Here is a 21,671-nt window from a genome sequence, read left to right as displayed (position 1 = left end):
CGTCAGGGCGCCGAGGCAGGCTGCGCGGGCGCCGCAGGCACGACCTGCGCATGCAGATCGGAGGTCTTGACCTCGGCCGGGCAGCGCGCCGGCTGGAGCGGTCCGCGCTGCTTGATCAGGCGGCCCACCCAATCCTCCTCGGCAGCGCGCGCGCGCGCCAGTGCGTGGCCGGCCCCAGGAGCCGCCACGAAAAAGAGGACCGGCTCGCTGGCCGGCAGCATCCCCGCGAGCGCGGAGACGCCTCCGTCTGTCGTGTTCAGCGTGCCGGTCTTGCCCACCATGCCGTCGGCGCTGCCATCCTCGCGCAGGCGAGGAAACAGATGGCGCAGCGTGCTGTCGCCGCAGCCCATGACCGGCAGAACGTCTCCGAGCTGGAGCCCGTGCTGCTGCAGCAGCTGGTGCAGCTCGCGCACTAGGCGCACGATCTGGCGGCCGCTCATGCGATTGCTGTTCAGCCCCGACGTCGTCTCGAAACGGATCCCGGCGGCTGCCTGCCCCCAGCGCTTCGTCAGGAACGCGGCCAGATCGCCAGGGCCGCCGACCGTGGCATCGAGGCGCTCGATGTCGTTGTTGGAGAAGACGTTGAAACGGTGCAGCGCGGTCGACAGCGGCTCCGACCGGTGGGTCAGCAGAGGCGTCCGCTCCGGCGCCGCCTGAAGTCGAATGCCACCGCGGAAAACGATCGACGGCGGCGATGCCGGCGGCCAGCTGCGGCGTTGCGCGGCGTCCGCCCACGCCTGCTTGTTCTCCTCGCTCCACTTTTCCGGATTCAGCGCATCGAGGAGCCGCTGCGCCATCGCGTGGGCCCGCCTGTCCGGCTCCGCCTCGCGGCCGGCGGCGCCGCGCTCCCAGCCGATCCAGAAATTGCGGTCCACGACAAGATCGCCCGCCACTTCGCGGATGCCGAGACGGTTGAGCTCGCGCGCCACCAGCAGCGCATTCTCGAAATGGAAGTCGGGGTCCTTGCCGCCCACGACGACGAGGTCGCCAGCCAGCACGCCATCGCGGCGCGCGCCGCCGCCGGTGGCCGCAAACGTGGTGTCGAAGCGATGAGACGGTCCGAGCAGCTGCAGCGCGCGAAACGTCGAGGCGACCTTGACGACCGAAGCGGGGTTGACCAGCCGGTCGGGCGCCTTGGACATCACGGCCTTGCCCGAAAGAGTCTCTGCGTGCCAGACCAGATCGATTCGCTCTTGGCCGCGCACGGGTGCGGCGGTGGCGAGGACGGCCACAGCGGCAGTTACGATGGTCTGCACGATTCGGCGGCGCGCGGCCGCCGGGCCGTGCGCGACGAAGATGGTCACGCTCCGGCCCGCTCCGTCGTCAGCACGACCTTGCCCGTAACCTTGCGATCGAGCATTGCCCGCAATGCGACGCTGGCCTGCTCCAGCGGATACTTGCTGCTGACGAGCGGACGCAGCCGCCCTTGCGCGAACCAGCTGGCGAGCTCGGCAAGGTGAGCACTGTTTCGCTCCGGATCGCGCGCTGTGAACGCTCCCCAGAATACGCCCACGACCTGACAGCTCTTGAGGAGCACCAGATTGACGGGGAGCTGCGGGATGCGTCCGCTGGCGAAGCCGATCACCAGGTAGCGGCCTTCCCAGCCGATGCAGCGGATGGCCTCGTCGAACGCATCGCCTCCGACCGGATCGTAGATCACGTCGGCACCCGCGCCGCCCGTCAGTTCCTTGGCGCGCTCCTTGAGGTTCTCGCGGCCGTAGTGGATCACCTCGTCCGCACCGTAGCTGCGACACACTTCGAGCTTCTCGTCGCTGCCGGCTGCCGCGATCACACGCGCACCCATCACCTTTCCGAGCTCGACGGCTGCCAGGCCGACGCCACCGGCGGCGCCGAGCACGAGCAGCGTCTCGCCCGGCCGTATGGCCGCGCGATCTTTGAGCGCATAGTGGGACGTGCCGTACGTCATCGTGAACCCTGCCGCAGTGGCCATGTCCATGCCGTCAGGCACTCGCATCAGGCGGCTGGGGTCGATGACCATCTCTTCGACGAAGCCGCCCCAGCCCGACATCGCGACCACGCGATCGCCGACGGCCCAGCCCTCGACATCACGGCCGACCTCGCTGATCACGCCGGCGACCTCACCTCCGGGCGAGAACGGCAGCGGGGGCTTGAACTGATACTTGTTGTCGATGATCAGCGTGTCGGGGAAGTTGACGCCGCACGCGTGCACGTCCAGGCGCACCTGCCCCGCGGCGAGCGGCGGCGACGGCAGCTCTTCGATGACGAGAGATTCGGGCGGACCGAACTCCTTACAGACGACGGCTCGCATGTCGCGCAGCTAGCACAAGCGCGACGTGTTGCGAAGTCGTGCGCGCGCCTATGGGCACGCCGCGGCCACGCGCAGCGGTCCGTCCTCGGGGCTCGAGAGGCCCGCCTGCACGGCGCGAAGATTCTCCGTCGCTTCGGCGTAGTAGGTCGGGCTTGCGTGAATTGCCTTCTGGAAACACGACGCGGCCTGCTTGGTGCGGCCATCCTCCAGATAGATGAGCCCGAGATTGTTGTACGCTTTGGCCGGATCGGCGCCCTTGCGGAATGCCTCGTACGCGCGCGGGTAGCTTCCGGTCTTGGCGTAGGCTCGGCCGAGGTTGTTGTAGACGCGCGCGCGCTCACCGGCCGGCGTCACCGTCAGCGCACGCTCGAAAGTCGAGATCGCGCGTCCGTAGTCCTTGCTGAGATAGTAGGCGACGCCGAGGTTGTTGAGGACGGAAGGCTCGTTCGGCTGGATCTTCAGCGCGGTCTGGTACGCCTCGATGGCTTCGGGGAATCGCCCCAGCGCATCGCACAGAACTCCGAGGGTCTCGTGCGCCTTCCAGAGGCCCGAGTCCAGGTCGAGCGCCGTTCGCAACGCCTTCTCCGCCTCCTCGTGCTGCCCCATCGCCAGCAGGGCTCGCCCGCGGCCTTCGTGGCCGCGCGCGTTCATCGAGTCCATGGTGACGATCTCGTTGAAGTACAGCAGCGCCTGCTGCGGAACGTTCTGCTTGAGCAGGAGGACACCCAGCTTGTACCGGACCTTCCATGCCGTCGGATCGAGCTCGAGCGCCTTGACGTACTTGACGTTGGCCAGCCCGAGCTTGTTCTGCATGAGGTAGGTGTCCCCGAGCCGTTCATAGTCGGCTGCCGTCATCGGCGGCAGCTTCTTGAGCGTCTCCTCTTCGACGGCCACCCCCTCGGCCTGCCGCTCCAGGATGTCGCGGTAGGTACTGCGCTCGATGGGAGTCTGGAGCGCCTTGGGGACCGCACATGCACTGACGCCGAGGGCCAGGCAGGCCACCGCCAGAGCGCCTGCGCGCCCGCATGAAATCGAGACCTTCATATCGCCACCTCTCGCTATGCCGTCTCGTCGTCCGCGTCAGGTCTGCAGGGCCGGCAGCAGGATGCGCATGCCCTGAATGATTGCCGGACCGAGAATCACGATGAACAGGACCGGGAAGATGAAGAACATGAGCGGGAAGAGCATCTTCACCGGCAGCTTGGCCGCCATTTCCTCGGCTCGCAACGCGCGATCGGTGCGCATGGCGTCCGAGTGTACCCGCAGCGCCTGCCCGATGCTGGTGCCGAAACGATCGGTCTGGATCAGCAGAGCAACGAGGTTCTTGACCTCGTCGATGTCGACGCGACGGCCGAGGTTGTGCAGGGCCTGCGCACGCGGCAGGCCAGCACGCAGCTCGAGCGCGAGCAGCGAGAACTCGTCGGACAGTTCGGGATGCGCCAGCATCAGCTCCTTGCCGACGCGGCCGACCGCGGCGTCCAGACCGAGTCCGGCTTCCACGCACACGACGAGCAGATCGAGCGCGTCCGGAAACGCGTTGACGATCTTCTGCTTGCGCTTCTTGACCATCTGCGTGAGCCACAGCTCGGGCCCGTAAAGACCGACGGCGGCTGCGAGCACGTACGCGAACATGCGCTGGAAGGTCGGCGCATGATCGAGCGCGGGGATGGGCATCAGCACGAGGCATCCGGGCACCACCACCGCCAGCAGCAGCTTGAACCCCGTGAAGATGGCCGGCGCGCTTTCCTTGCGGTAGCCCGCGCTGGTCAGCGAGCGGCGCAGCGCCGAAACCTCGGCTTCCTTGCGCTGGTTCTGGTTGGCCTGGCCGACTCTCTCGAGCAACCCCATCATGCGGTCGCGGAAGTAGCCGAAGCCGCTGGTGGCCGCACCGGTCTCGGGCCGCGCGTCGCGGGAATGGCCGCGGACGCGCTGCTGCCAGCCCTTGCCGTCGCGGCGGCTCTCGTACAGCAGCACGAAACCCATGACCGCCAGAAAGGCGGCAAGGAAGCTCATGAGGGCGATGGTCATCAACGGCATGTTCATGACGAGTCTCCTTCAGACCTTGATCTGAACCATGCGGCGCGTGACGAACATGCCGAACATCATCATGAGGAAGCCGCCGGTAAGCATCGCCTTCCCTGCCGGATCGGTGAACAGCAGCGACATGTAGGTCGGGTTGATGTAGTAGAGCGCCATTCCGAGCAGGAAGGGCAGCGAGAACATCACGATTGCCGAGATGCGGCCCTCGGCCGACAGCGCACGCACCTTGCCGTGGAGCTCGAACCGCGCGCGGATCAGCCGCGAGATCCCCTGGATGATCTCGGCCAGGTTGCCGCCGGTCTCGAGCTGCACCAGGAGCGAGGTGACGAAGAATTTGATGTCGACCGAGTCCACTCGCTCCGACAGTTCCTTCATCGAGTCCGCTACCGAGACGCCGAAGCTGATCTCGTCGAACGTCTTCTTGAACTCGGCGCGTACGGGATCCTCCATCTGATCTCCGACCATTTTCAGGCCCATGATGAACGCATGGCCTGCCAGCAGCGTACGGGCGATCAGGTCGAGCGCCTCCGGCAGCTGCGCCTCGATCTTCTTGAGCCGGATGGCGCGCCTGCGGCGCTGGTACATCAGCGGTGCAAGGCCGCCCGCCATTGCCAGGCCGCCGGTGACGATGGGACCGAGGCGCAGCCACAGACCGATCAGCGCACCGGCGATGAAGAAGATCGACGTCAGCAGCAGGAAAACGCTTACGGGCATCTCGCTGTCGGCCTGCTTGAGCAGCCGCTTGATCGCCGCCAGCGGTGCAACCCGGCCCAGGATGGTGGTGTACCAGGCCTCCTGGGACATCGCGTCGCGCCGCACGATCTCGACCGCCGTGGCACGCGGGTTGAACTCACCCTGCGCACGCAGTCGGCGGACCGTCGTAGCCTGGTCGCCATAGATGGCGTGGTCGTAGAGATAGTACGCCCCCATGATGAACAGGAGCACTGTGAAGAAGATTGCTGCTGCAAAGACCAGTGGTGCCATGATCCGTCCCCTCAGATCTCGTAGACTCGGTGCGGATTGAAGAGATCAGGGGGAACGTGAAGCCCCATGGTCTCGAACTTCTGCACGAACTTCGGCCGGATTCCCGTCGCCGAGAAGCGCCCCTTGACCTTGCCCTGACCGTCGACACCGGTCTGCGAGAAACAGAAGATCTCGTTCAGGGTGATGATTTCACCTTCCATGCCCGTCACCTCGGACAGGCTGGTCAGCTTGCGGCTGCCGTCGGACAGACGGGTCATCTGCACGATGACGTCGATGGCCGACGAGATGTAGTGACGAAGCGCCTTGGTCGGAAGGTTCAGGCCCGCCATCGCCACCATCGTCTCGACGCGGGTGAGCGCGTCGCGTGGAGTGTTCGCGTGGATCGTGGTCAGCGAGCCGTCGTGGCCGGTGTTCATGGCCTGCAACATGTCGAGGGCCTCGCCGCTTCGAATTTCGCCGAGGATGATCCGGTCCGGACGCATTCGGAGACAGTTCTTGACCAGTTCTCGCTGCGTGACCTCGCCCTTGCCTTCGACGTTGCATGGCCGCGTCTCCAGTCGCACGACGTGATCCTGGCGCAGCTGAAGCTCGGCCGAATCCTCGATGGTGATGATGCGCTCGTCGTCGGGAATGAACCCCGACAGGATGTTGAGAATGGTCGTCTTACCGCAACCGGTGCCGCCGGCGATGATGACGTTCAGGCGCGCCTTGACGATGCGCTGGAGAATCTCGCCGATCTCGGGAGTGAGGGACTTCTTGCCGACCAGGTCCTTGAGCTGGAGCGGGTCGCGGCTGAACTTACGAATCGAGACCGCGGGGCCATCGAGGGCCAGCGGCGGGATGATCGCGTTGACGCGAGAGCCGTCGGGGAGGCGCGCGTCTACCATCGGCATCGACTCATCGATTCGCCGGCCGACCCCGCTGACGATGCGGTCGATGATCTTGCGCAGGTGGACGTCGTCGCGGAACCGCACATCGGTCTTCTGCAGCTTGCCGGCGCGCTCGACGTAGACCTGCTGGAAGTTGTTGACGAGGATGTCGTTGACGGTCGCGTCGTTCAGCAGGGGCTCGAGAGGGCCGTACCCCAGCACCTCGTTCTGGATGTCGACGACGAGCTGCTCTTTCTCCCGCATGTTCAGCGGGACCTGCTCCTCGGTCAGGATGCGCTGGATCAGACGCCCGAGCTCGCGTTTGAGCGACTCCTCGTCGAGCGCCGCGGCGGCCGAGAGGTCCAGGACCTCGATGACGCGTTCGTGAACTCTGCCCTTGAGCTCGTGATAGCCCGAGCCCGTCGCGACGGTTGCCGGTCTAGGATTGCTTGCTGCCATTGCCATGGTTCACCACCTGCCCTGCACTTGCGGCCCTACGCCACCGAAGGGCTCGGATTCGTTTTGACGATTTTCTCGCTCACCGAGCGGAACACTCCCGACAGGAACGATGCACGCGGCGGTCCAGCCGCTGCGCCTGCCAGATCCGAGGCGACCTTGATCATCGCCTTGGACAGGGACGATCGAGGAGCGAACTCCACGATCGGCCGGCCGTTGTTCAGGGCATCGGTGGCCGTGTCGAAGTCGCGCGGCAGGAGCCACTGGGGCTTGAGCTGCAGCACGTCGCGCGTTTCGGTCAGGATCAGTTCCTCTCGATCAGTGTATGCGTTGATCAGGAGATAGAAGCTGCTGCCTTCCAGACCCGTCCCGTCCTCGCCGCGCAGCTGGTCCAGCAGCCTTTTGGTTCGCCGCACCACCGGCACGCTCAGCGTCGAGACGAGCAGCACGCTGGCCGACAGGCCGAACGCTGCGTACGTGGCCATGTCGATGTTGTGACCGCAGTCGACGACGACGAAGTCGTACATCGCGCGCATGAGCTTGAGCGTCCGGTCGACGCACTCCGAAGAAACGTGCACGCCCGCCAGGTCGGTGTCTCCGAGGGCGAGGACGTCGATGCCGCTGACGTGCTTGCTCATCATTCCTGCCAGGAACGTGTTGTCCAGGCGCGAGAGGTCCAGCTCGATGTCGCGGATGCTTCGCATCGGGTTGATGTCGAAGAAGGCCGGCACGTCGCCTCCGCGCAGGTTCAGGTCCACCACGGCCACCGCGCGCTGCCCGCCTGCGTGCAGCGCGGTGGCGAGATTGATGGCGACGGTGGTCGTGCCGACTCCGGACTTGCCGCCGACGACGCTGAGGATCTTCCCGGATCGCTTGAGCTCGCCGGCGTTCGCCTCCGCATGGCGCTCCCGAAAGCGCTGGAATGCATGCTGGACCTCTTCGGGGCGAAGCGGCTGCGTCAGGAATTCCTTGACGCCCGCGCGCAGGACCTCGAGCAGGAGCTGCGGATCCGCGCGCCCGGCCGTCAAAAAGATGTCCGTGGACGGAGACGTCTGCTGCACACTGCGGATGCGTGCGAACGTTTCGCTCGGGTTCGTCTCATCGAGCCCGAGAATCAGAAGCTGGGGGAGGCCGGGGTCTTCCTCGCGCTGAAGCGTGAATTCGCCCAGCGACGCCACGTATTGCTCGAGCGCTTGCCGAACCCCCGGGTTCTCGATCTCGAGCCTGACCCCTATCCTACTCGCCATTTTGCCTGCCTCGTGGCGGCGGCTACAGAATCACCTTTCGAACCAGCGACAGGGTCCCATGGCTCGGGCCGCCACCTTGGCCGAACCGTCTCCCGTCGCGCTGAGTTGTCACACTGCTGTTGCTGCCAAGGAAGCGATTATCTCCGCGGGCACTCGTGCCGAGGTGCAAACCCATGCCTGCCCAGCCGTAAGGGCGGACATGGATGCGAATCTCGACGTTCGGACGCGGCACTCCTTCCGTCTCCCGTTACTGGATCGTCCGTGGCTTCGACACCACCGTACCGTAATTGCCGGCGTTGCCGTCGCCGCTGCCGAACTCGATCACCTTGCACTCGACGTTGGCGTCGATCTGCTTGCTCGGTGCGTCCTTGACCGACCAGATGCGCGCGTGGGCCACTCCGATGATCTTGAGCGGGCCGTTGGGATTGGAGCAGTCGGCCATGTCGTAGACAGGAATCAGCACGCGCCAGTTGCCCTGCGCATCTTTCTTCTTGTTGTAGAGCTTCTGGAGTTCGTCGAAGTTGGACTCGATCGTTCCGCCGTTGAAGTTGAAGATCGTCGATCCGACGCTGATCGGGGGCGTTTGATAGGTCCCGGCCGTCAGGCCGTTCAGGATGTGCTTGAGCTTGGCCGCGCTTGCCGGCGACTCATTGAACGTATGCCAGCCCGCGCAGCCGAGCGTCGAGCCCGTCGGGTAGAAGCGGATGGCCGAATCGGCGCCGCACGGCGAATCGTGCTGGGAAAACCACGCCTTGGAGATCGCGACCGGAATGTCGGCGGTGCCGCCTGGAATCCAGGAAGCCGCCGAAACGCCGGCGCTGGCCGAGCTGGCGCTGATCTGGAACGTGTCCACGCCAAGGACATGGCTGAGCAGCGTAGAGACCGACCCGTTGGCGGTCTCGTCCCGCCGGGCCTTCACGATCACCGCCTCGGGCCCGGTCATCGTCGGCGTCACCTGGCCGGAGGCGTTATCGTAGGTGCCGTAGATGACGTCGTCGCCGGTGATGGAGATGGCGTTGCCCGCCGCCTCGTTCTGCGTCGTGAACTCATTGATGTTGGCGAGGATGCGCGCCCTGTCCGCTTCGGTGAGCGTGTAGTAGCGATAGTCCCTGGTCGGGCCGAGCTCCGCGTACACGCGGCCCAGCTCGCGGCTTCCGGAGCTGGCGCCGGCATCGGCGATGTTCTGCAGCTGTACGCGCGTGAGCACGGCATAGCCGACGTCGATTGCGAGACCGGCCATTCCCAAAAGAGCGATGGCGCCACCCACGGCCAAGATCGTGATGGCGCCTCGCTCCCGATTGCGTTCTTTGAACTCGCGCATTCTGCTCCCCCATAACGGGCAAGATCGGGCTGCGACAGGGAACGGGGGCACCCCGCCGCAGCACCTCTTTCCGCCAGGTCTTAGTCGATCAGTCGTCCTCCGGCCACATGCGTGCCGTAATCCTCTCCTCCCGCTTCCCCGTAGCTGATGACGTCGCAGTCGACACGAGCATCGATCTGTTTCGCCGGTGAAGTCGTGACGTTCGTGATGACCGCTGTCGCGAAGCCCACTATCTTGGTCCAGCCGCTGACGTTCTCGCAGCTCGCGTTGTCGTACACCGGCAAAAGGACCTTCCACTCGTTATTGCTGTCCCGGTTCTGGCGCCACAGATCGCGCAGGTCGGGAAAGACGCTGGCGTCGACGCCGCCCTGGAAGATCCAGCTGTCGCCGGCCTTGACGCCTGGGGACTTGAACGTGCCCGCTCGGATTCCGTCGATGATCGAGTGCAGTTTGGAAGCCGACGCCGGAGCGTCGGTATAGGTGTGCCAGCCCGCGCAGCCGATCAATGTACCGGTCGGATACAGACGGATGGCGGAATTTCCACCGCAGGGCGAGCCCGGATGATTGAACCAGGCCTTGGCGATGCCCACCGGCAGCCCGACACCACCAGGCGGGACCTTATCAACCGGTGTCAGGACCGCTGACGCATCGGCGCGGACATCGAACGAGTGAACGCCGATGGTCGAGCTCATGAGTGTCGACAGCACGCCGTTGGCCGACCCATCGCGCCGTGCGACGACACGGATGACGTTGACGCCCGTATCGGTCGGGGTGATCTCGCCGGTGCTCCTGTTCCAGCGACCGAACAGCACGTCGCCCGGAAGCACGTTGATGGCCTTGCCACCCGCCTCGTTGCGCAGCGCATACGTCTGAATCGACCGGATGATCGACGCCTTGTCCGACTCCGTCAGCGTGTAGGTGCTGGTGTCGCGGTTGCCAAGCGCGTCGTAGAGCCGCGCGAGCTGATGATTGCCGGCCAGCGCCGCCGAATCCGCGACGTTCTGAAGCTGCGCCTTCGTCAGCAGGCCGTAGCCGACATCAATTCCCAAAGCCGTGACGCCGATGAAGCCGATCGCGACTACGGCGGCAAAAATGGATATGGAGCCGCATTCGCGGCGCGTGGTGATGGGTCGTCTCATGTCCGGCCCTCCCCTACTCCAGTTCCATGGTCACGGTCGCGCTGAGGCTGGCGTTGCCACTGGCGTCCACCGCGATCCCGGTCATCGGCATGAGCTTGGAAAGAACTGCGAAGCTGGTCGGATACGTCGCAGTCACCGTCAGAGGAGATCCCGAAGCGCCCTGCGCTCCCACCACCGAAACGGTGGCGGTCGACGCCGTCCAACCCATGTTCGTCAGATAGGTGATGACGGTGTCCTTGATCGTGGTTTCACTGGGTCGCGGAGAAGTCGCGACCACCCCCTTGCGGGCGCCTTCGCGCACGGCGCCCGTCAGCACCTGTTCCCGATAGAACGCGATTCCGAACTCGGCGATTCCAAAGACCAGCAGCATGAGAATCGGCAGAACGAGCCCGAATTCCACCGCTGCCATTCCTTTCTCGTTGGCTTTCATGTGGCATTACCCCCTTGGTTCACCGCTTACTGAACTTGTACCAAGGTTAGTCGCCAGCGATGCCGCTGAGACCGCTGTAGGATCGCGCAGCTCCAGCGCCCGGCTTGGGCGTGAAGCTTTTGACGTACTCGGCATGAGCGGCCGCTGCCGCTCCGCCGTGCATCGTACGGACAGGCGTCATGTCCGCGCTCGCGTCGGGGTCGAGCGCATGCGCCTGACGATTCCAGACCTGTGCATGGCCGAAGCTCTCGTGCAGAACCTGCGGCCGGGGTCCGGGGATGTCGCACGCCGCCACCGCCGCGGGCAGCACGGCAACGAGCAGGAAAGAAGCGACTCGAGAATGCGTGCGAGAAATCATTTCCACTCTCCTTACGGGTTGACGTGGCCGAACTCGCCCTCGAGGTTGCGGGGGGAATCCGAATGCTCGGTCAGCTCGATGCGACCCATGCCGTAGAAGTCGAAGTCGTTGGGCTCGATGAAGGCGTCGGTCGGCAGCGGCGCCGTGGCCGAATCGATCGGACGCACCAGGCGCGGCGTGACCAGGATGATCAGCTCCGACTCGTTCTTCTGGAACTCGCTCGAGCGGAACAGAGTGCCCAAAACCGGCACGTCGCCGAGAACCGGGAACTTCGAGAGCTTCTCACGCACCGTCGAGCGCATCAGGCCGGCGATGGCGAAGCTCTGGCCGTCGCGCAGTTCGACGACCGTGGAGGCGCGCCGGGTGCTGATGGCCGGAATCAGGAAACCCTGAATGACGATCGCGTTCGTGAAGTCGAGCTCGGAGACCTCCGGCGACACGCGCATGCTGATCAGGTTCTGACCGAGCACGGTTGGCGTGAAGTTGAGACCGACTCCGAACTTCTTGAACTGGATCGTGGTGGTGCCGAGGCTCTGCGGCACGGGCACCGGGAACTCGCCGCCGGCGAGGAAGTTGGCCTCCTGCCCACTGAGCGCCACCAGCGTTGGCTCGGCCAGGATCTTGACCAGGCCATTTTCCTTCAGCGCGTCGATGAAGGCGGTCCAGTCCGCGTCACCCGTCTGCCAGCGCAGGATGGCGTCGGCCATGACCGGCACGTAGCCAAAGGGCGAGACCTTCAGGGCCGAGGTGCCGGCACCGACGGCGCCGGGCAGGAAAGTGGCATCCCGAGGCGAGACGACGGCCGACAGATCGTTGAGCGTGGTGACGCCGAAGACGTTGGAATTGGCCGAGAGGTACCCGATGTTGATGCCGAGGCGGCGGATGAGCTCGCGGTTCATCTCCGCCACCCGAACCTCGAGCATGACCTGCTGGACGCCGCCGACCTGCAGGAGGTTGACGACCTTCTCGGGTGCGTAGGCCTCGGCCACCGAAGCGATGTGGGCCAGGCGCGTAGTGCTGGAGACGGTCCCGGAGATCGTCAGGTGCTCGCGGCTCGCGCTGACGCGCACGCCGGTCTCCTCCGGGAACAGACGGTGAAGCTGGTCCTTCAGGTCCACGAGGTCCGGCGAAACCGTGATGTCGAAGATTTTGTAGATCTCGGTGTCGCTGGTCCAAAGGGTCAGGTTCGTCGATCCCACGGCGACGCCGGTGATGTAGACCTGCCGAGGCGACAGGACCACGGCGTCGGCGACGGCGGGGTTGGCAAGAGAGGCGCGGGTGATGGCGACCGGGCTCTCGACGACCACGGACTTCCCGATCGGCACCTCGAGCATACGAGCGGCGCTGGCGCGCACGGTCTCGGCCTGCTCGGCACCCGCCACATTCCACAGCGGCAGCGCAAGCAAGAGGAACGATGATGCGATGATCATCATTGCCTCTCGAGTCGTCCTTCCTGCTGTCCGCTCCATCATCGCCTCTCCTTGCGTTCGTGCACGGCGCTACCGTGCGTCGTTGTTAATAGGTGCAAGTAAGGTGCCGTCTAAAACGCCACCAACGTTACGTCCTTGCCCTTGATCAGCTGCACGCTGGCGCCGGGCTTCGCGCCCTGACCACGCTCGGGTCCCTCGTTGTACGAGTTGAGCAGCGTGTCGATCGTCGCGCCGCTCGTGAGGATATCATCCTTGGTCAGCGGGCTGCGAAGGGCGAGGCGGAACTTTCCGCGCGTCGAAGCGTACGCAAGCTTCTCGGCCTCCTCCGGCGTCACTTCCAGAGTGATGACCTTGACCGGCTTGGCCTCTTCGTCCTTGCCCGTGCGGATCATTTCCGTCCCGATGGCCAGGACCAGGGTGTTGGCCAGCACCAGCTTCGTGACCACGCCGCGGTCCTCGTCCTCGGTCTCGAGGGTCGCAAAAAGATCAACCCGATCGCTGGGTTTCACGAACCCGGCCACGCCGACCTCGTCATCGACGGCCACCGACATCGCCCGCTTGTTCGGATCGAGAATGGCCGCGACGCCGCCGCTGCCGTCCACGGGAGCGAGCTTGGCCTGCAGAAGGGGCTCGTTCTGGACGACGTCCATGGTCGCCACGCGGCCGACCAGCGTCTGCAGCTCCGCCGACTTGAAGCACCCCTCGGGCAGGCTTTCGGTGGGCAGCGCCGCGGTCTTCAGCATCTCCGGCGTGATCGTCGCACCGCGCGGGATGTTGTAGCTGGCGACGGCAATCTCCTCGGTCTTGATCGGAGATTCCACCACGGCCTGACTGGCAAAGGCCTGGGCTCGAAGCCATCGGTAGACCATGCTGCTGGTCGAGAAAGCAATAACTCCAGCAAGGCCCAAAAGAATGAACGGTCGATAACGGCGCATGGTCTACCTCCTACAATAGCGATCCTTCCAGGAATCGCGTCACGGCCACGCCAAGTGCGATCACCACTGCGTAGCGGAGCTTGGGATACGAGCGGAGGGTGGAAGTCCAGGATCGGAAGTCGCCGCCCGTCAGCACGATGGTCTTCAGATGCGATTGCACGTCCTTGGCGGCACCGGCGGCGCCGAACTGCAGAAACGCCTGCAGAAGCAGCAGGCCGACGGCATACAGCCCGCCAAAAAGACCTGCGAAAATGAAGACCCAGAGGACCTGCTGCGCGCCCATGAAGGCGCCGACAGCGGTGAGCAACTTGACGTCGCCCGCGCCCATGCCGCCGAGGGCATAGAACGGGATCAAAAGTGCGAATCCGGCCGCCGCGCCGGCCAGGCTGAAGAGCAGGCCGTCGGTGCCGGTTGCGATGGTATGAAGAGTGACTGCGAGTAGAAACGAGGAAAGCGTGAGCCAATTCGGAACACGGCTTCCAATGATGTCGGTCACCGCCGCGATAGCGACGGTTCCTACTAGAGCCACCTGGATCGTGAAGTCCACCTCACTTCTCTCCCCGGTGCGCGAGACACGCTCGCCTCGGCCCTTGCGAGCCGAGGCGAGCATTGTTCGGAGTTGCCTCGTCCTTAGGTCTTAGCTGAGCGCCGTGGCGACCTCGTCGAGCTTGGCCGACAGGTTCGTGCCCACGGAGGTCATGGCCGTGATGGCCGCGATCGAGATCAGAGCGGCCAGAAGGCCGTATTCAATCGCCGTCGCGCCAGTCTCATCCTTCAAGAAAGCAACAAAACGTCCCATTTTTCTGCACTCCTTTGTTTACTGAAGCCTGGTCAGAGTCGTTCGTCCCTACTCCCCTGCCAATCGGCTCCTGCCCCCATTATGCAATCGGGATGCCAGGTCGTCGGATTCATGAAAGATGTGGAATTGACACGCGTTTTTGTGGGGCTGCGCTTTGCCCCCGCTTCGTACCCCGCACAAACGCGCGCCGAGACGATCCACCGCGTACGTGTCTTTCGATCAGTTCGCGCAAATCCTCAGTAAAATCGCGCAGGATGTCCTGCGGGCGTGCCCCCGCAGTCGGTGCGACAAAACTGCCGCACAGCATGCGGGTTGCCGCCCGCACGGCCGTGCGGACAATGGTGCCACTGGGTAGACCGCGACAGCACACGGGTCATCTCCGCCCCCTGCTGGTCCGCGATCTGCCTTGGAAAGGGCGCACGAGCGGCCGTTGCTATGGCACTCGCTTTGCACTGCCACGGGCAGCCGGAACGCGTGCTCGGTGGGATTCGTAGCGACGCGGCAATTCGATCCGGCGAGGAGGGGGACATGCCCAAGCGCGAAAAGAAGGATGTGGAGCAGGAAAGGAAGCAAGCGGAAGAGCTCGCGCTGGAGCGTGAGTTGATGCTGGCTCCGGTGACCGAGACTCCCGCACAAGCCAAGAAGGAGAACGTGGCGGCCGTGTTTCCGCGCACGCGCTCCCGTCTCATCGACCGCAACGGCTTTGCCCTGCCGAAGCCCGACCGCCGCTGGCTGCACTGAGCAGCCAGCCGCTGCCGGTTTACGTATCGAACCATCCGCGCGGCTCCGGGCGCCGCACGTCGTGCTTACGAAGCAGCCGCTGGAAATCCCTGCGCTGCATTCCAGCGAGCCGCGCAGCTCTCGAGACATTTCCCTGGGCCGCTCCCATCACCTGGATCAGGTAGGTGCGCTCGAATTGGCGAATCATCCGCTCCTTCGCCTCTCGGAAAGTCGTCGTCGCTTCGCGTTGTCCCAACGCCTCAGCACCTGACCGAGCCTCCTCGGGCTCATCCTCCAGCTCATCCTCACGGAATTCGGGGGTGTCCAGCATTGGCAGGTCGACATCGTCCGCCTGCAACTCCGGCGATCCCGCCAGAAGCACGCTGCGCTCGAGCACCGATTGGAGCTCTCGCACGTTTCCGTACCAAGGATAGGCCGAAAGCTTTCGCAGGGCCGCTGGCGAAAGCCGCATCGTTCCCTTTCCGTAGTCGCGGGCATACTTGCCAAGGAAGTGCTGGGCCAGAAGCGGGATGTCCTCGAGACGTTCGCGCAGCGGCGGGAGCTCGATCGACAGCACGTGGAGGCGATGGAAGAGGTCGGCCCGGAACAGGCTCTGATCGACGTGCTTTCGCAGGTCCACGTTCGTTGCGGCAATGATCCGAACGTTGGCTCGCAGCAGCTTCGTGGAGCCAAGCATCCGGTACTCGCGGTTCTGCAGGAAGCGAAGGATCTTGGCCTGAGCCGACAGGCTCAAGCTGTTCAACTCGTCCAGGAACAGGGTGCCGCCCTCGGCTTCTGCCAGAAGCCCTTTGCCGGTGGCCGCAGCTCCGGTATAGGCGCCGCGGGCATGGCCGAACAGCTCGTTCTCGACCAGCTCTTCCGGAAGAGCGCCGCAGTTGACGGCAATGAAGGCACGGCCCCGCCGGTTGCTGCAGTTGTGGATCGCCTCCGCAATCAACTCCTTGCCGGTGCCGGTATCACCGGTGATGAGCACGGTGGCGTCGGACGCCGCGAGTCTCGGAATCTTGCGTAGCACCCGCAAAAAAGCGGGGCTTTGCCCGATCAGCGCCTCGCCGTGTCCGCCAAAGATTGGCCGCTCCTCGGACACGATCGCCATCCCATCGCCGCCTCGACCCGCGTCCACCCCGTCGCCTCTGCGGACCTCGCCCTCTTCGAAAAATTCTGCACGCATTTGCCTTCGGCTCCTCTCCGAAGCGCGTCACTCGGTCGCAGACCGGTGTACGCTCCGGCGAATTAGCCGTGTCTGCGATGGTGCGGCAAGCCCTATCGCTGCAGTGCCTCAAACCATTTGCTTACGCCGTGTTCAGACGACGCGATCGGCGTGGGCCGGAAAGATCAGCACCAGCGATCGATGGCGATCGTGCAATGCCACGGAAGTCGGGGCGGATTGGCGCATGCGGATCAATCCCCGCACCAAAATGGGTGGTCCAATGCCAGCGGCACCTGCGCAGACCGCCACGGCAGGAAGTTATGAAATGATAAGTTGACGGTGCGGCAATGATCCCGCGCGGCAGGCTGCCCCACAGGCTGCTCTGCAACGCGCCTTCGCCCAGATGGGGGAGTTATCGGAGCCGAGCGGCCAAATCGTCAAGAGAGCCGGCGCTACCGTCGTTGCTGTGCAGTCGCGCCGCCAGGCGCTCTCGCGGGTCGTCCTGTCGTTCGATACGGGAGTTGCCGCCATAAAGCCGCGCCGCCAGGGACTCGAACCCCGGACTTACGTAGGACCAGCCAGAGGTCGTGTTGGGCGCATGAAGACGATCGTTGGCGAACACCAGGACTGGGGACCCGGTGAATGACAGCCTGCCGCGCAACTCAGGCTCGTCTTGCAGACGTAGGGCCATCTCCACCGCCCGCCGAGCCCCGCGTACGAGGACGTCGGCGACCGACTCCTGCGTCGGTCGCTTGTTGTACCACATCAGCCCAAGGCTGCCGTCGCCGACGTCCATACAATAGTTGGCGTCGAACCCCGCCAGAAGCACGCCCGGCCCGTGGTGGACGTGGCTGTAGTCGGCAACGTCGAGCAGCGGGCCGTCGAAGGTGCGATCCCGAATCCAGCGGTGGAAGATCGGAATGAACTCCGTGAGCGCGATCTCCTTCGCGCCCTCGGCAAACAGCTTCAGACCGAGTCGATACGGCTCCATCGGCTACTGTACCCGAGCGGGATCGTCGCCGGACGAAGAGACGGCGGGCATCACCCCGCGCGAGGCCAGCTTCGCGTCGCAGGCATGCGCCGCTTCGATGAACAGCGAAGCTTCCTCGATGAGCTGGCGCACACGCTCTTCGCTGAAGCTCCGGCGCTGCGCATCCTCGTGACGCTTGAACAGGAACTGTGCGAAACGCCCACCGGCGTACTTGTCGAAGAACAACTCGGTGTCGTAGAAGCGGGTGCGGAACTCGCGCACGATCTCTTCGGCATCGTCGCGGAGGTCGGGGTACTGGACGCGAACCAGCGCGCGGGCCGCTTCAATCATCGCCGAGTAAGCCATGTGATCCGCGGCTTCGACCTGCCCCGATTCCAGCAGCAACTGAGCTTCGAAAGCCCGTCTTTCCGATTCGGCGAGGCTGAACTCGACCAGAGATACGACCTCGCCGGCGCACTCGCCGACACCGAGGTCGCCGAGCGTGAACTCGCGAGGATCGCGCCAGTCGGAGTAGAAATCGCGGTCCTTGTCGTACGCCGGGACTTCCATCAGGTCCGACAGCAGCGCCTTCAGCTCCCGCTTCCCGATGCGTGCGCAGAAATCCTGGAAACGCTCGTCCTTGTTTCGTTCGCGAACGTAACGCTCCGTCATCCGGTCGACGACGTCCGGAATTCTCTTTGATGGGACGGCTCCGATCGCCAGACCATAGGCCCCGCCGTTGCGATCCCACCGGCCACCCAGAACCACCTGGAAATGGGGTACCGTTCGGCCGCCGACGTTGCGGCTGACGCCGTAGAATCCGAGGTCGGCAACGTGATGCTGTCCGCACGAGTTGAAGCAGCCGCTGATCTTGATGTGGAGGTCACGAACAGCCTGATCGAGATGGATGGAGCGCGCGACCAGCCGTTCCTGGAGCTCCGCCGCCAGTCCGCGAGAGGAGGCGATTCCGAGCTTGCAGGTATCGGTCCCGGGGCATGCCGTGATGTCGACGATGCTGCCGGCGCCAGGCTCGCCCAAGCCGATCTCCTCGAGTGCCGCGTACAAAGCCGGCAGGTCGGCCTCACGTACCCAGCGCAGAAGAATGTTCTGGTCTACCGTGGCGCGAATGCTGTCACCGCAGAAGCGGCGCGCGATGTCCGCGAGCCGCCGCATCTGGAATGAGGTGGCATCACCCAGCGGCAGGGTCACCGTGGCTACGACGTAGCCTGGCTGACGCTGACGGTAGATGTTCGTCCGCTGCCACTGCTCGAAGCGCCCGGCATCGATGTCGGCGCCGCCAGGCACGCCGCCGTCGATCACTGGAGCCGCCTCTACTGCGCGCACGCCCGACAGGAAGGCGGTCCAGGCGTCGTCCGCCGGAAGGATGCGCCGCTCTTCCTCGACCAGCCGGCGAAACTCCTCGAAGCCGAGCTTGGCCACCAGAAACTTCATGCGGGCGCGGGCTCTGTTCTTCTTCTCGCCGAGCCTGGCGAAAACGCGCGCGATCGCCTGCGCCAATGGCAGAATTTCCGACTCCGGTATGAACTCATCATACAGCTTGGCCTGGTACGGTACCGCGCCGAGCCCGCCGCCAACGTACGTTTCAAAGCCGCGCTGCTCGTGTCCGTCGACCACGCGCGTACGTGCGATGAAGCCGAGGTCGTGCATGAACACCAGACCGCACGGGTTTTCAGCGCAGCCCGAAAAAGCGATCTTGAACTTTCGCCCGAGGTCCTGGCAGTCGGGATGACCTAGCAGGAAACGCGATGTCGCTTTGGCGTAGGGTGTGACGTCGAACGTCTCGGCTCGACACACGCCGGCGAGCGGGCAGCCGGTCACGTTGCGAATCGAGTTGCCGCAGGCTTCGCGGGTCGTTATCCCCTCCGCGGCCAGGCGGCGCATCAGGTCCGGCGTGTCCTCGATGTGGACGAAGTGGAGCTGGATGTCCTGTCGCGTCGTGACGTGACAAATGGCGTCGGAGTACTCTTCAGCGAGGTCTGCCAGTACCTCGAGTTGCCGCGCCGTCAGCCCGCCGAAGGGAATCTTGATCCGCTGCATTCCCGGCGCGTGCCACAACGTCTCCGGGCCCTTGGTGAGGGAGCGGTCCGGGAACTCGAGCTCCTTCGGTCCCGTACCGTCGTCGCGCTGACCGTTGTCATAGCGCTGGCCATAGGTCCCGCGTCGCAATCGCGTCTCGGCAAAAACCTTGTCGTCAATCTTGCCCTGGCGCTTCAGCTCGATCTGCGTCTCGTAGATGTCGATCTCGCGCGCCAGTTCGGGTGGCATGCGATCTGCCAGCGCTTCCTTCCAAGTCAGCATAGGGGACCTCGTCGCCTCCCGGCGAACCCGAGTCTTAACACGGTTGAAACCTCCCTCAACTACCATCGCAGCGACGGAGCGCGCAGGCGCGGTTGCGGTACGGGAACAAAAAAAGGCCTGGATCCTATGATCCAGGCCTTCAAGAGATCCGGCAGCGTCCTACTCTCCCACACTGTGTGTGCAGTACCATCGGCGCTGGAGGGCTTAACTTCCGTGTTCGGGATGGGAACGGGTGGATCCCCTCCGCTATGGCCACCGGAAACAGTCGCTCGTCGCTGGCGATGACGCCCGGACGAGCAGGCTTTCGACAACTGCAATCGAGTTGGAGGTGCTTCAGCAGTCTCTGCTGGTAACTCACACATGAGGAAAACCAAGCCTCACGACCTATTAGTACTGGTTAGCTCCACGCATCACTGCGCTTCCACACCCAGCCTATCAACCTCGTGGTCTACGAGGGGTCTTCAGGGGCCCGAAGGCCCAGGGATACCTTATCTCGAGGGGGGCTTCCCGCTTATATGCTTTCAGCGGTTATCCCGTCCGCACGTAGCTACCCGGCAATGCCGCTGGCGCGACAACCGGAACACCAGAGGTGCGTCCATCCCGGTCCTCTCGTACTAAGGACAGCTCCTCTCAAGTATCCTGCGCCCACAGAGGATAGGGACCGAACTGTCTCACGACGTTCTGAACCCAGCTCGCGTGCCACTTTAATCGGCGAACAGCCGAACCCTTGGGACCTGCTCCAGCCCCAGGATGTGACGAGCCGACATCGAGGTGCCAAACCTCCCCGTCGATGTGAACTCTTGGGGGAGATAAGCCTGTTATCCCCGGCGTACCTTTTATCCGTTGAGCGATGGCCCTTCCACGCGGAACCACCGGATCACTAAGACCTGCTTTCGCACCTGCTCGACATGTCTGTCTCGCAGTCAAGCTCCCTTATGCCTTTGCACTCGACGGCCGGTTTCCATTCGGCCTGAGGGAACCTTAGCGCGCCTCCGTTACTCTTTTGGAGGCGACCGCCCCAGTCAAACTACCCACCATGCAATGTCCCGAACCCGGGTAACGGGCTGCGGTTAGAAACCAGAAACAACAAGGGTGGTATTTCAAGGTTGGCTCCACGCAGGCTAGCGCCCACGCTTCAAAGCCTCCCACCTATCCTACACATGTTGTCCCTAGCTTCACTGCAAAGTTGTAGTAAAGGTGCACAGGGTCTTTCCGTCCTTCTGCGGGTACTCGGTATCTTCACCGAGAGTGCAATTTCGCTGAGTCCCTGGTTGAGACAGTGGGGAAGTCGTTACGCCATTCGTGCAGGTCGGAACTTACCCGACAAGGAATTTCGCTACCTTAGGACCGTTATAGTTACGGCCGCCGTTTACCGGGGCTTCGATTCCCCGCTTCGCCCTTGCGGGCTAACGAGTCCTCTTGACCTTCCGGCACCGGGCAGGCGTCAGACCCTATACGTCGTCTTGCGACTTCGCAGAGTCCTGTGCTTTTGGTAAGCAGTCGCTACCCCCTGCTCTCTGCGACCACCGTCAGCTAGGGGAGCAAGTCCCTTCACTTACCGGTGGCACACCTTCTTCCGAAGTTACGGTGTCATTATGCCGAGTTCCTTAACCAGAGTTCTCTCAAGCGCCTTGGTATTCTCTACCCGTCCACCTGTGTCGGTTTGCGGTACGATCGTCTAGCCAACTCCCTACGAGGTTTTTCTTGGAAGCATGGGATCAATCACTTCGTGGTTCCCGTAGGAACCACTCGTCATCACGTCTCGGCGTTAACGGAGCAGCGGATTTGCCTACTGCTCCCGCCTACGCGCTTAAACCAGGATGTCCGACACCTGGCTGACCTGCCCTTCTCCGTCACCCCTTCAGTCAAACGCTGACTCGACGGTTCCGGAATATTAACCGGATTTCCATCGCCTACGCCTTTCGGCCTCGGCTTAGGTATCGACTAACCCTGAGAAGATTATCTTTACTCAGGAAACCTTGGACTTTCGGCGAGAAGGTTTTTCACCTTCTTTATCGCTACTTATGTCTGCATAAGCTCTTCCACGACCTCCACGCGTCCTTACGGTCACGCTTCGCAGGCTAGTGGAATGCTCCCCTACCACCTGACCACGCCCGTAGGCGTGATCCGATCCGCAGCTTCGGTGACATGCTTAGCCCCGTTGAATTTTCGGCGCGGACTGACTCGACCAGT

General features: G+C 63.9%; 19 protein-coding genes and 2 rRNA genes (1 of these 21 cut by a window edge). 1 reads left to right on the top strand and 20 read right to left on the bottom strand.

Annotated elements, in window-relative coordinates; genetic code table 11:
- Window positions 1–2: 2 nt before the first annotated feature.
- The 15 genes from VEC57_00440 to VEC57_00370 form a co-directional block, all read right to left on the bottom strand.
- Window positions 3–1,304 carry a D-alanyl-D-alanine carboxypeptidase gene (locus VEC57_00440; GenBank protein ID HYB97582.1) on the bottom strand — a complete coding sequence of 434 codons (1,302 nt, stop codon included), beginning with the start codon at window positions 1,302–1,304 and terminating at the stop codon, window positions 3–5.
- On the bottom strand, window positions 1,301–2,290 hold the full coding sequence (locus tag VEC57_00435) for an NADPH:quinone oxidoreductase family protein (protein HYB97581.1): 990 nt from the start codon (window positions 2,288–2,290) through the stop codon (window positions 1,301–1,303). Before VEC57_00435 ends, VEC57_00440 begins: the two co-directional genes overlap by 4 nt.
- Before the next feature lie 48 nt (window positions 2,291–2,338).
- On the bottom strand, window positions 2,339–3,334 hold the full coding sequence (locus VEC57_00430) for a tetratricopeptide repeat protein (GenBank protein ID HYB97580.1): 996 nt from the start codon (window positions 3,332–3,334) through the stop codon (window positions 2,339–2,341).
- A 36-nt stretch (window positions 3,335–3,370) separates the two neighbouring features.
- A complete protein-coding gene (locus tag VEC57_00425) occupies window positions 3,371–4,333 on the bottom strand; it encodes a type II secretion system F family protein (protein ID HYB97579.1) in 963 nt (320 codons plus the stop codon).
- A 12-nt stretch (window positions 4,334–4,345) separates the two neighbouring features.
- On the bottom strand, window positions 4,346–5,314 hold the full coding sequence (locus VEC57_00420; GenBank protein ID HYB97578.1) for a type II secretion system F family protein: 969 nt from the start codon (window positions 5,312–5,314) through the stop codon (window positions 4,346–4,348).
- 11 nt (window positions 5,315–5,325) lie between these two features.
- Complete coding sequence (locus tag VEC57_00415) at window positions 5,326–6,648, bottom strand: CpaF family protein (protein ID HYB97577.1); 1,323 nt, start codon at window positions 6,646–6,648, stop codon at window positions 5,326–5,328.
- A gap of 29 nt (window positions 6,649–6,677) precedes the next feature.
- On the bottom strand, window positions 6,678–7,886 hold the full coding sequence (locus tag VEC57_00410; protein HYB97576.1) for an AAA family ATPase: 1,209 nt from the start codon (window positions 7,884–7,886) through the stop codon (window positions 6,678–6,680).
- 247 nt (window positions 7,887–8,133) lie between these two features.
- Entirely contained in the window at window positions 8,134–9,207 is a 1,074-nt protein-coding gene (locus VEC57_00405; GenBank protein ID HYB97575.1) for a pilus assembly protein TadG-related protein, read from the bottom strand.
- An 80-nt stretch (window positions 9,208–9,287) separates the two neighbouring features.
- Complete coding sequence (locus VEC57_00400) at window positions 9,288–10,346, bottom strand: pilus assembly protein TadG-related protein (protein ID HYB97574.1); 1,059 nt, start codon at window positions 10,344–10,346, stop codon at window positions 9,288–9,290.
- Window positions 10,347–10,359: 13 nt separating this feature from the next.
- The gene (locus tag VEC57_00395; protein HYB97573.1) at window positions 10,360–10,776 is read right to left on the bottom strand and encodes a TadE/TadG family type IV pilus assembly protein; all 417 of its coding nucleotides are present in this window, start codon (window positions 10,774–10,776) and stop codon (window positions 10,360–10,362) included.
- A 46-nt stretch (window positions 10,777–10,822) separates the two neighbouring features.
- The gene (locus VEC57_00390; GenBank protein ID HYB97572.1) at window positions 10,823–11,134 is read right to left on the bottom strand and encodes a hypothetical protein; all 312 of its coding nucleotides are present in this window, start codon (window positions 11,132–11,134) and stop codon (window positions 10,823–10,825) included.
- Window positions 11,135–11,145: 11 nt separating this feature from the next.
- Window positions 11,146–12,567, bottom strand: coding sequence for a type II and III secretion system protein family protein (locus VEC57_00385; GenBank protein HYB97571.1), 1,422 nt, complete (start codon window positions 12,565–12,567; stop codon window positions 11,146–11,148).
- A gap of 107 nt (window positions 12,568–12,674) precedes the next feature.
- Window positions 12,675–13,499 carry a Flp pilus assembly protein CpaB gene (gene cpaB, locus VEC57_00380; GenBank protein HYB97570.1) on the bottom strand — a complete coding sequence of 275 codons (825 nt, stop codon included), beginning with the start codon at window positions 13,497–13,499 and terminating at the stop codon, window positions 12,675–12,677.
- A 10-nt stretch (window positions 13,500–13,509) separates the two neighbouring features.
- Window positions 13,510–14,046: a prepilin peptidase gene (locus tag VEC57_00375; protein ID HYB97569.1), complete on the bottom strand. Its 537-nt coding sequence runs from the start codon at window positions 14,044–14,046 to the stop codon at window positions 13,510–13,512.
- A gap of 90 nt (window positions 14,047–14,136) precedes the next feature.
- Window positions 14,137–14,277, bottom strand: coding sequence for a Flp family type IVb pilin (locus VEC57_00370; GenBank protein ID HYB97568.1), 141 nt, complete (start codon window positions 14,275–14,277; stop codon window positions 14,137–14,139).
- 549 nt (window positions 14,278–14,826) lie between these two features.
- On the opposite strand from VEC57_00370, the gene VEC57_00365 reads away from it, so the two are divergent.
- Window positions 14,827–15,039 (top strand): hypothetical protein, encoded by a 213-nt coding sequence (locus VEC57_00365; protein HYB97567.1) that lies wholly within the window; start codon window positions 14,827–14,829, stop codon window positions 15,037–15,039.
- A 19-nt stretch (window positions 15,040–15,058) separates the two neighbouring features.
- Here VEC57_00365 and VEC57_00360 read toward each other — a convergent pair whose 3' ends face one another.
- From VEC57_00360 to VEC57_00340, 5 genes are all read right to left on the bottom strand, one after another.
- Window positions 15,059–16,210, bottom strand: coding sequence for a sigma 54-interacting transcriptional regulator (locus tag VEC57_00360; GenBank protein HYB97566.1), 1,152 nt, complete (start codon window positions 16,208–16,210; stop codon window positions 15,059–15,061).
- A 391-nt stretch (window positions 16,211–16,601) separates the two neighbouring features.
- The gene (locus VEC57_00355; protein HYB97565.1) at window positions 16,602–17,180 is read right to left on the bottom strand and encodes a hypothetical protein; all 579 of its coding nucleotides are present in this window, start codon (window positions 17,178–17,180) and stop codon (window positions 16,602–16,604) included.
- Window positions 17,181–17,183: 3 nt separating this feature from the next.
- Window positions 17,184–19,478: a nitrite/sulfite reductase gene (locus VEC57_00350; protein ID HYB97564.1), complete on the bottom strand. Its 2,295-nt coding sequence runs from the start codon at window positions 19,476–19,478 to the stop codon at window positions 17,184–17,186.
- A gap of 146 nt (window positions 19,479–19,624) precedes the next feature.
- A 5S ribosomal RNA gene (rrf, locus tag VEC57_00345) occupies window positions 19,625–19,738 on the bottom strand.
- A 106-nt stretch (window positions 19,739–19,844) separates the two neighbouring features.
- Window positions 19,845–21,671: ribosomal RNA gene (locus VEC57_00340) — 23S ribosomal RNA — on the bottom strand; it runs 1,178 nt beyond the window's last position.

Source organism: Candidatus Limnocylindrales bacterium, assembly GCA_035626395.1.
In the GTDB taxonomy this organism is placed as follows: domain Bacteria; phylum Desulfobacterota; class Binatia; order UBA1149; family CAITLU01; genus DASPNH01.
The sequence above is the reverse complement of the archived record's forward strand: the minus strand, read 5'-3'. Positions and strand labels throughout refer to the sequence as shown.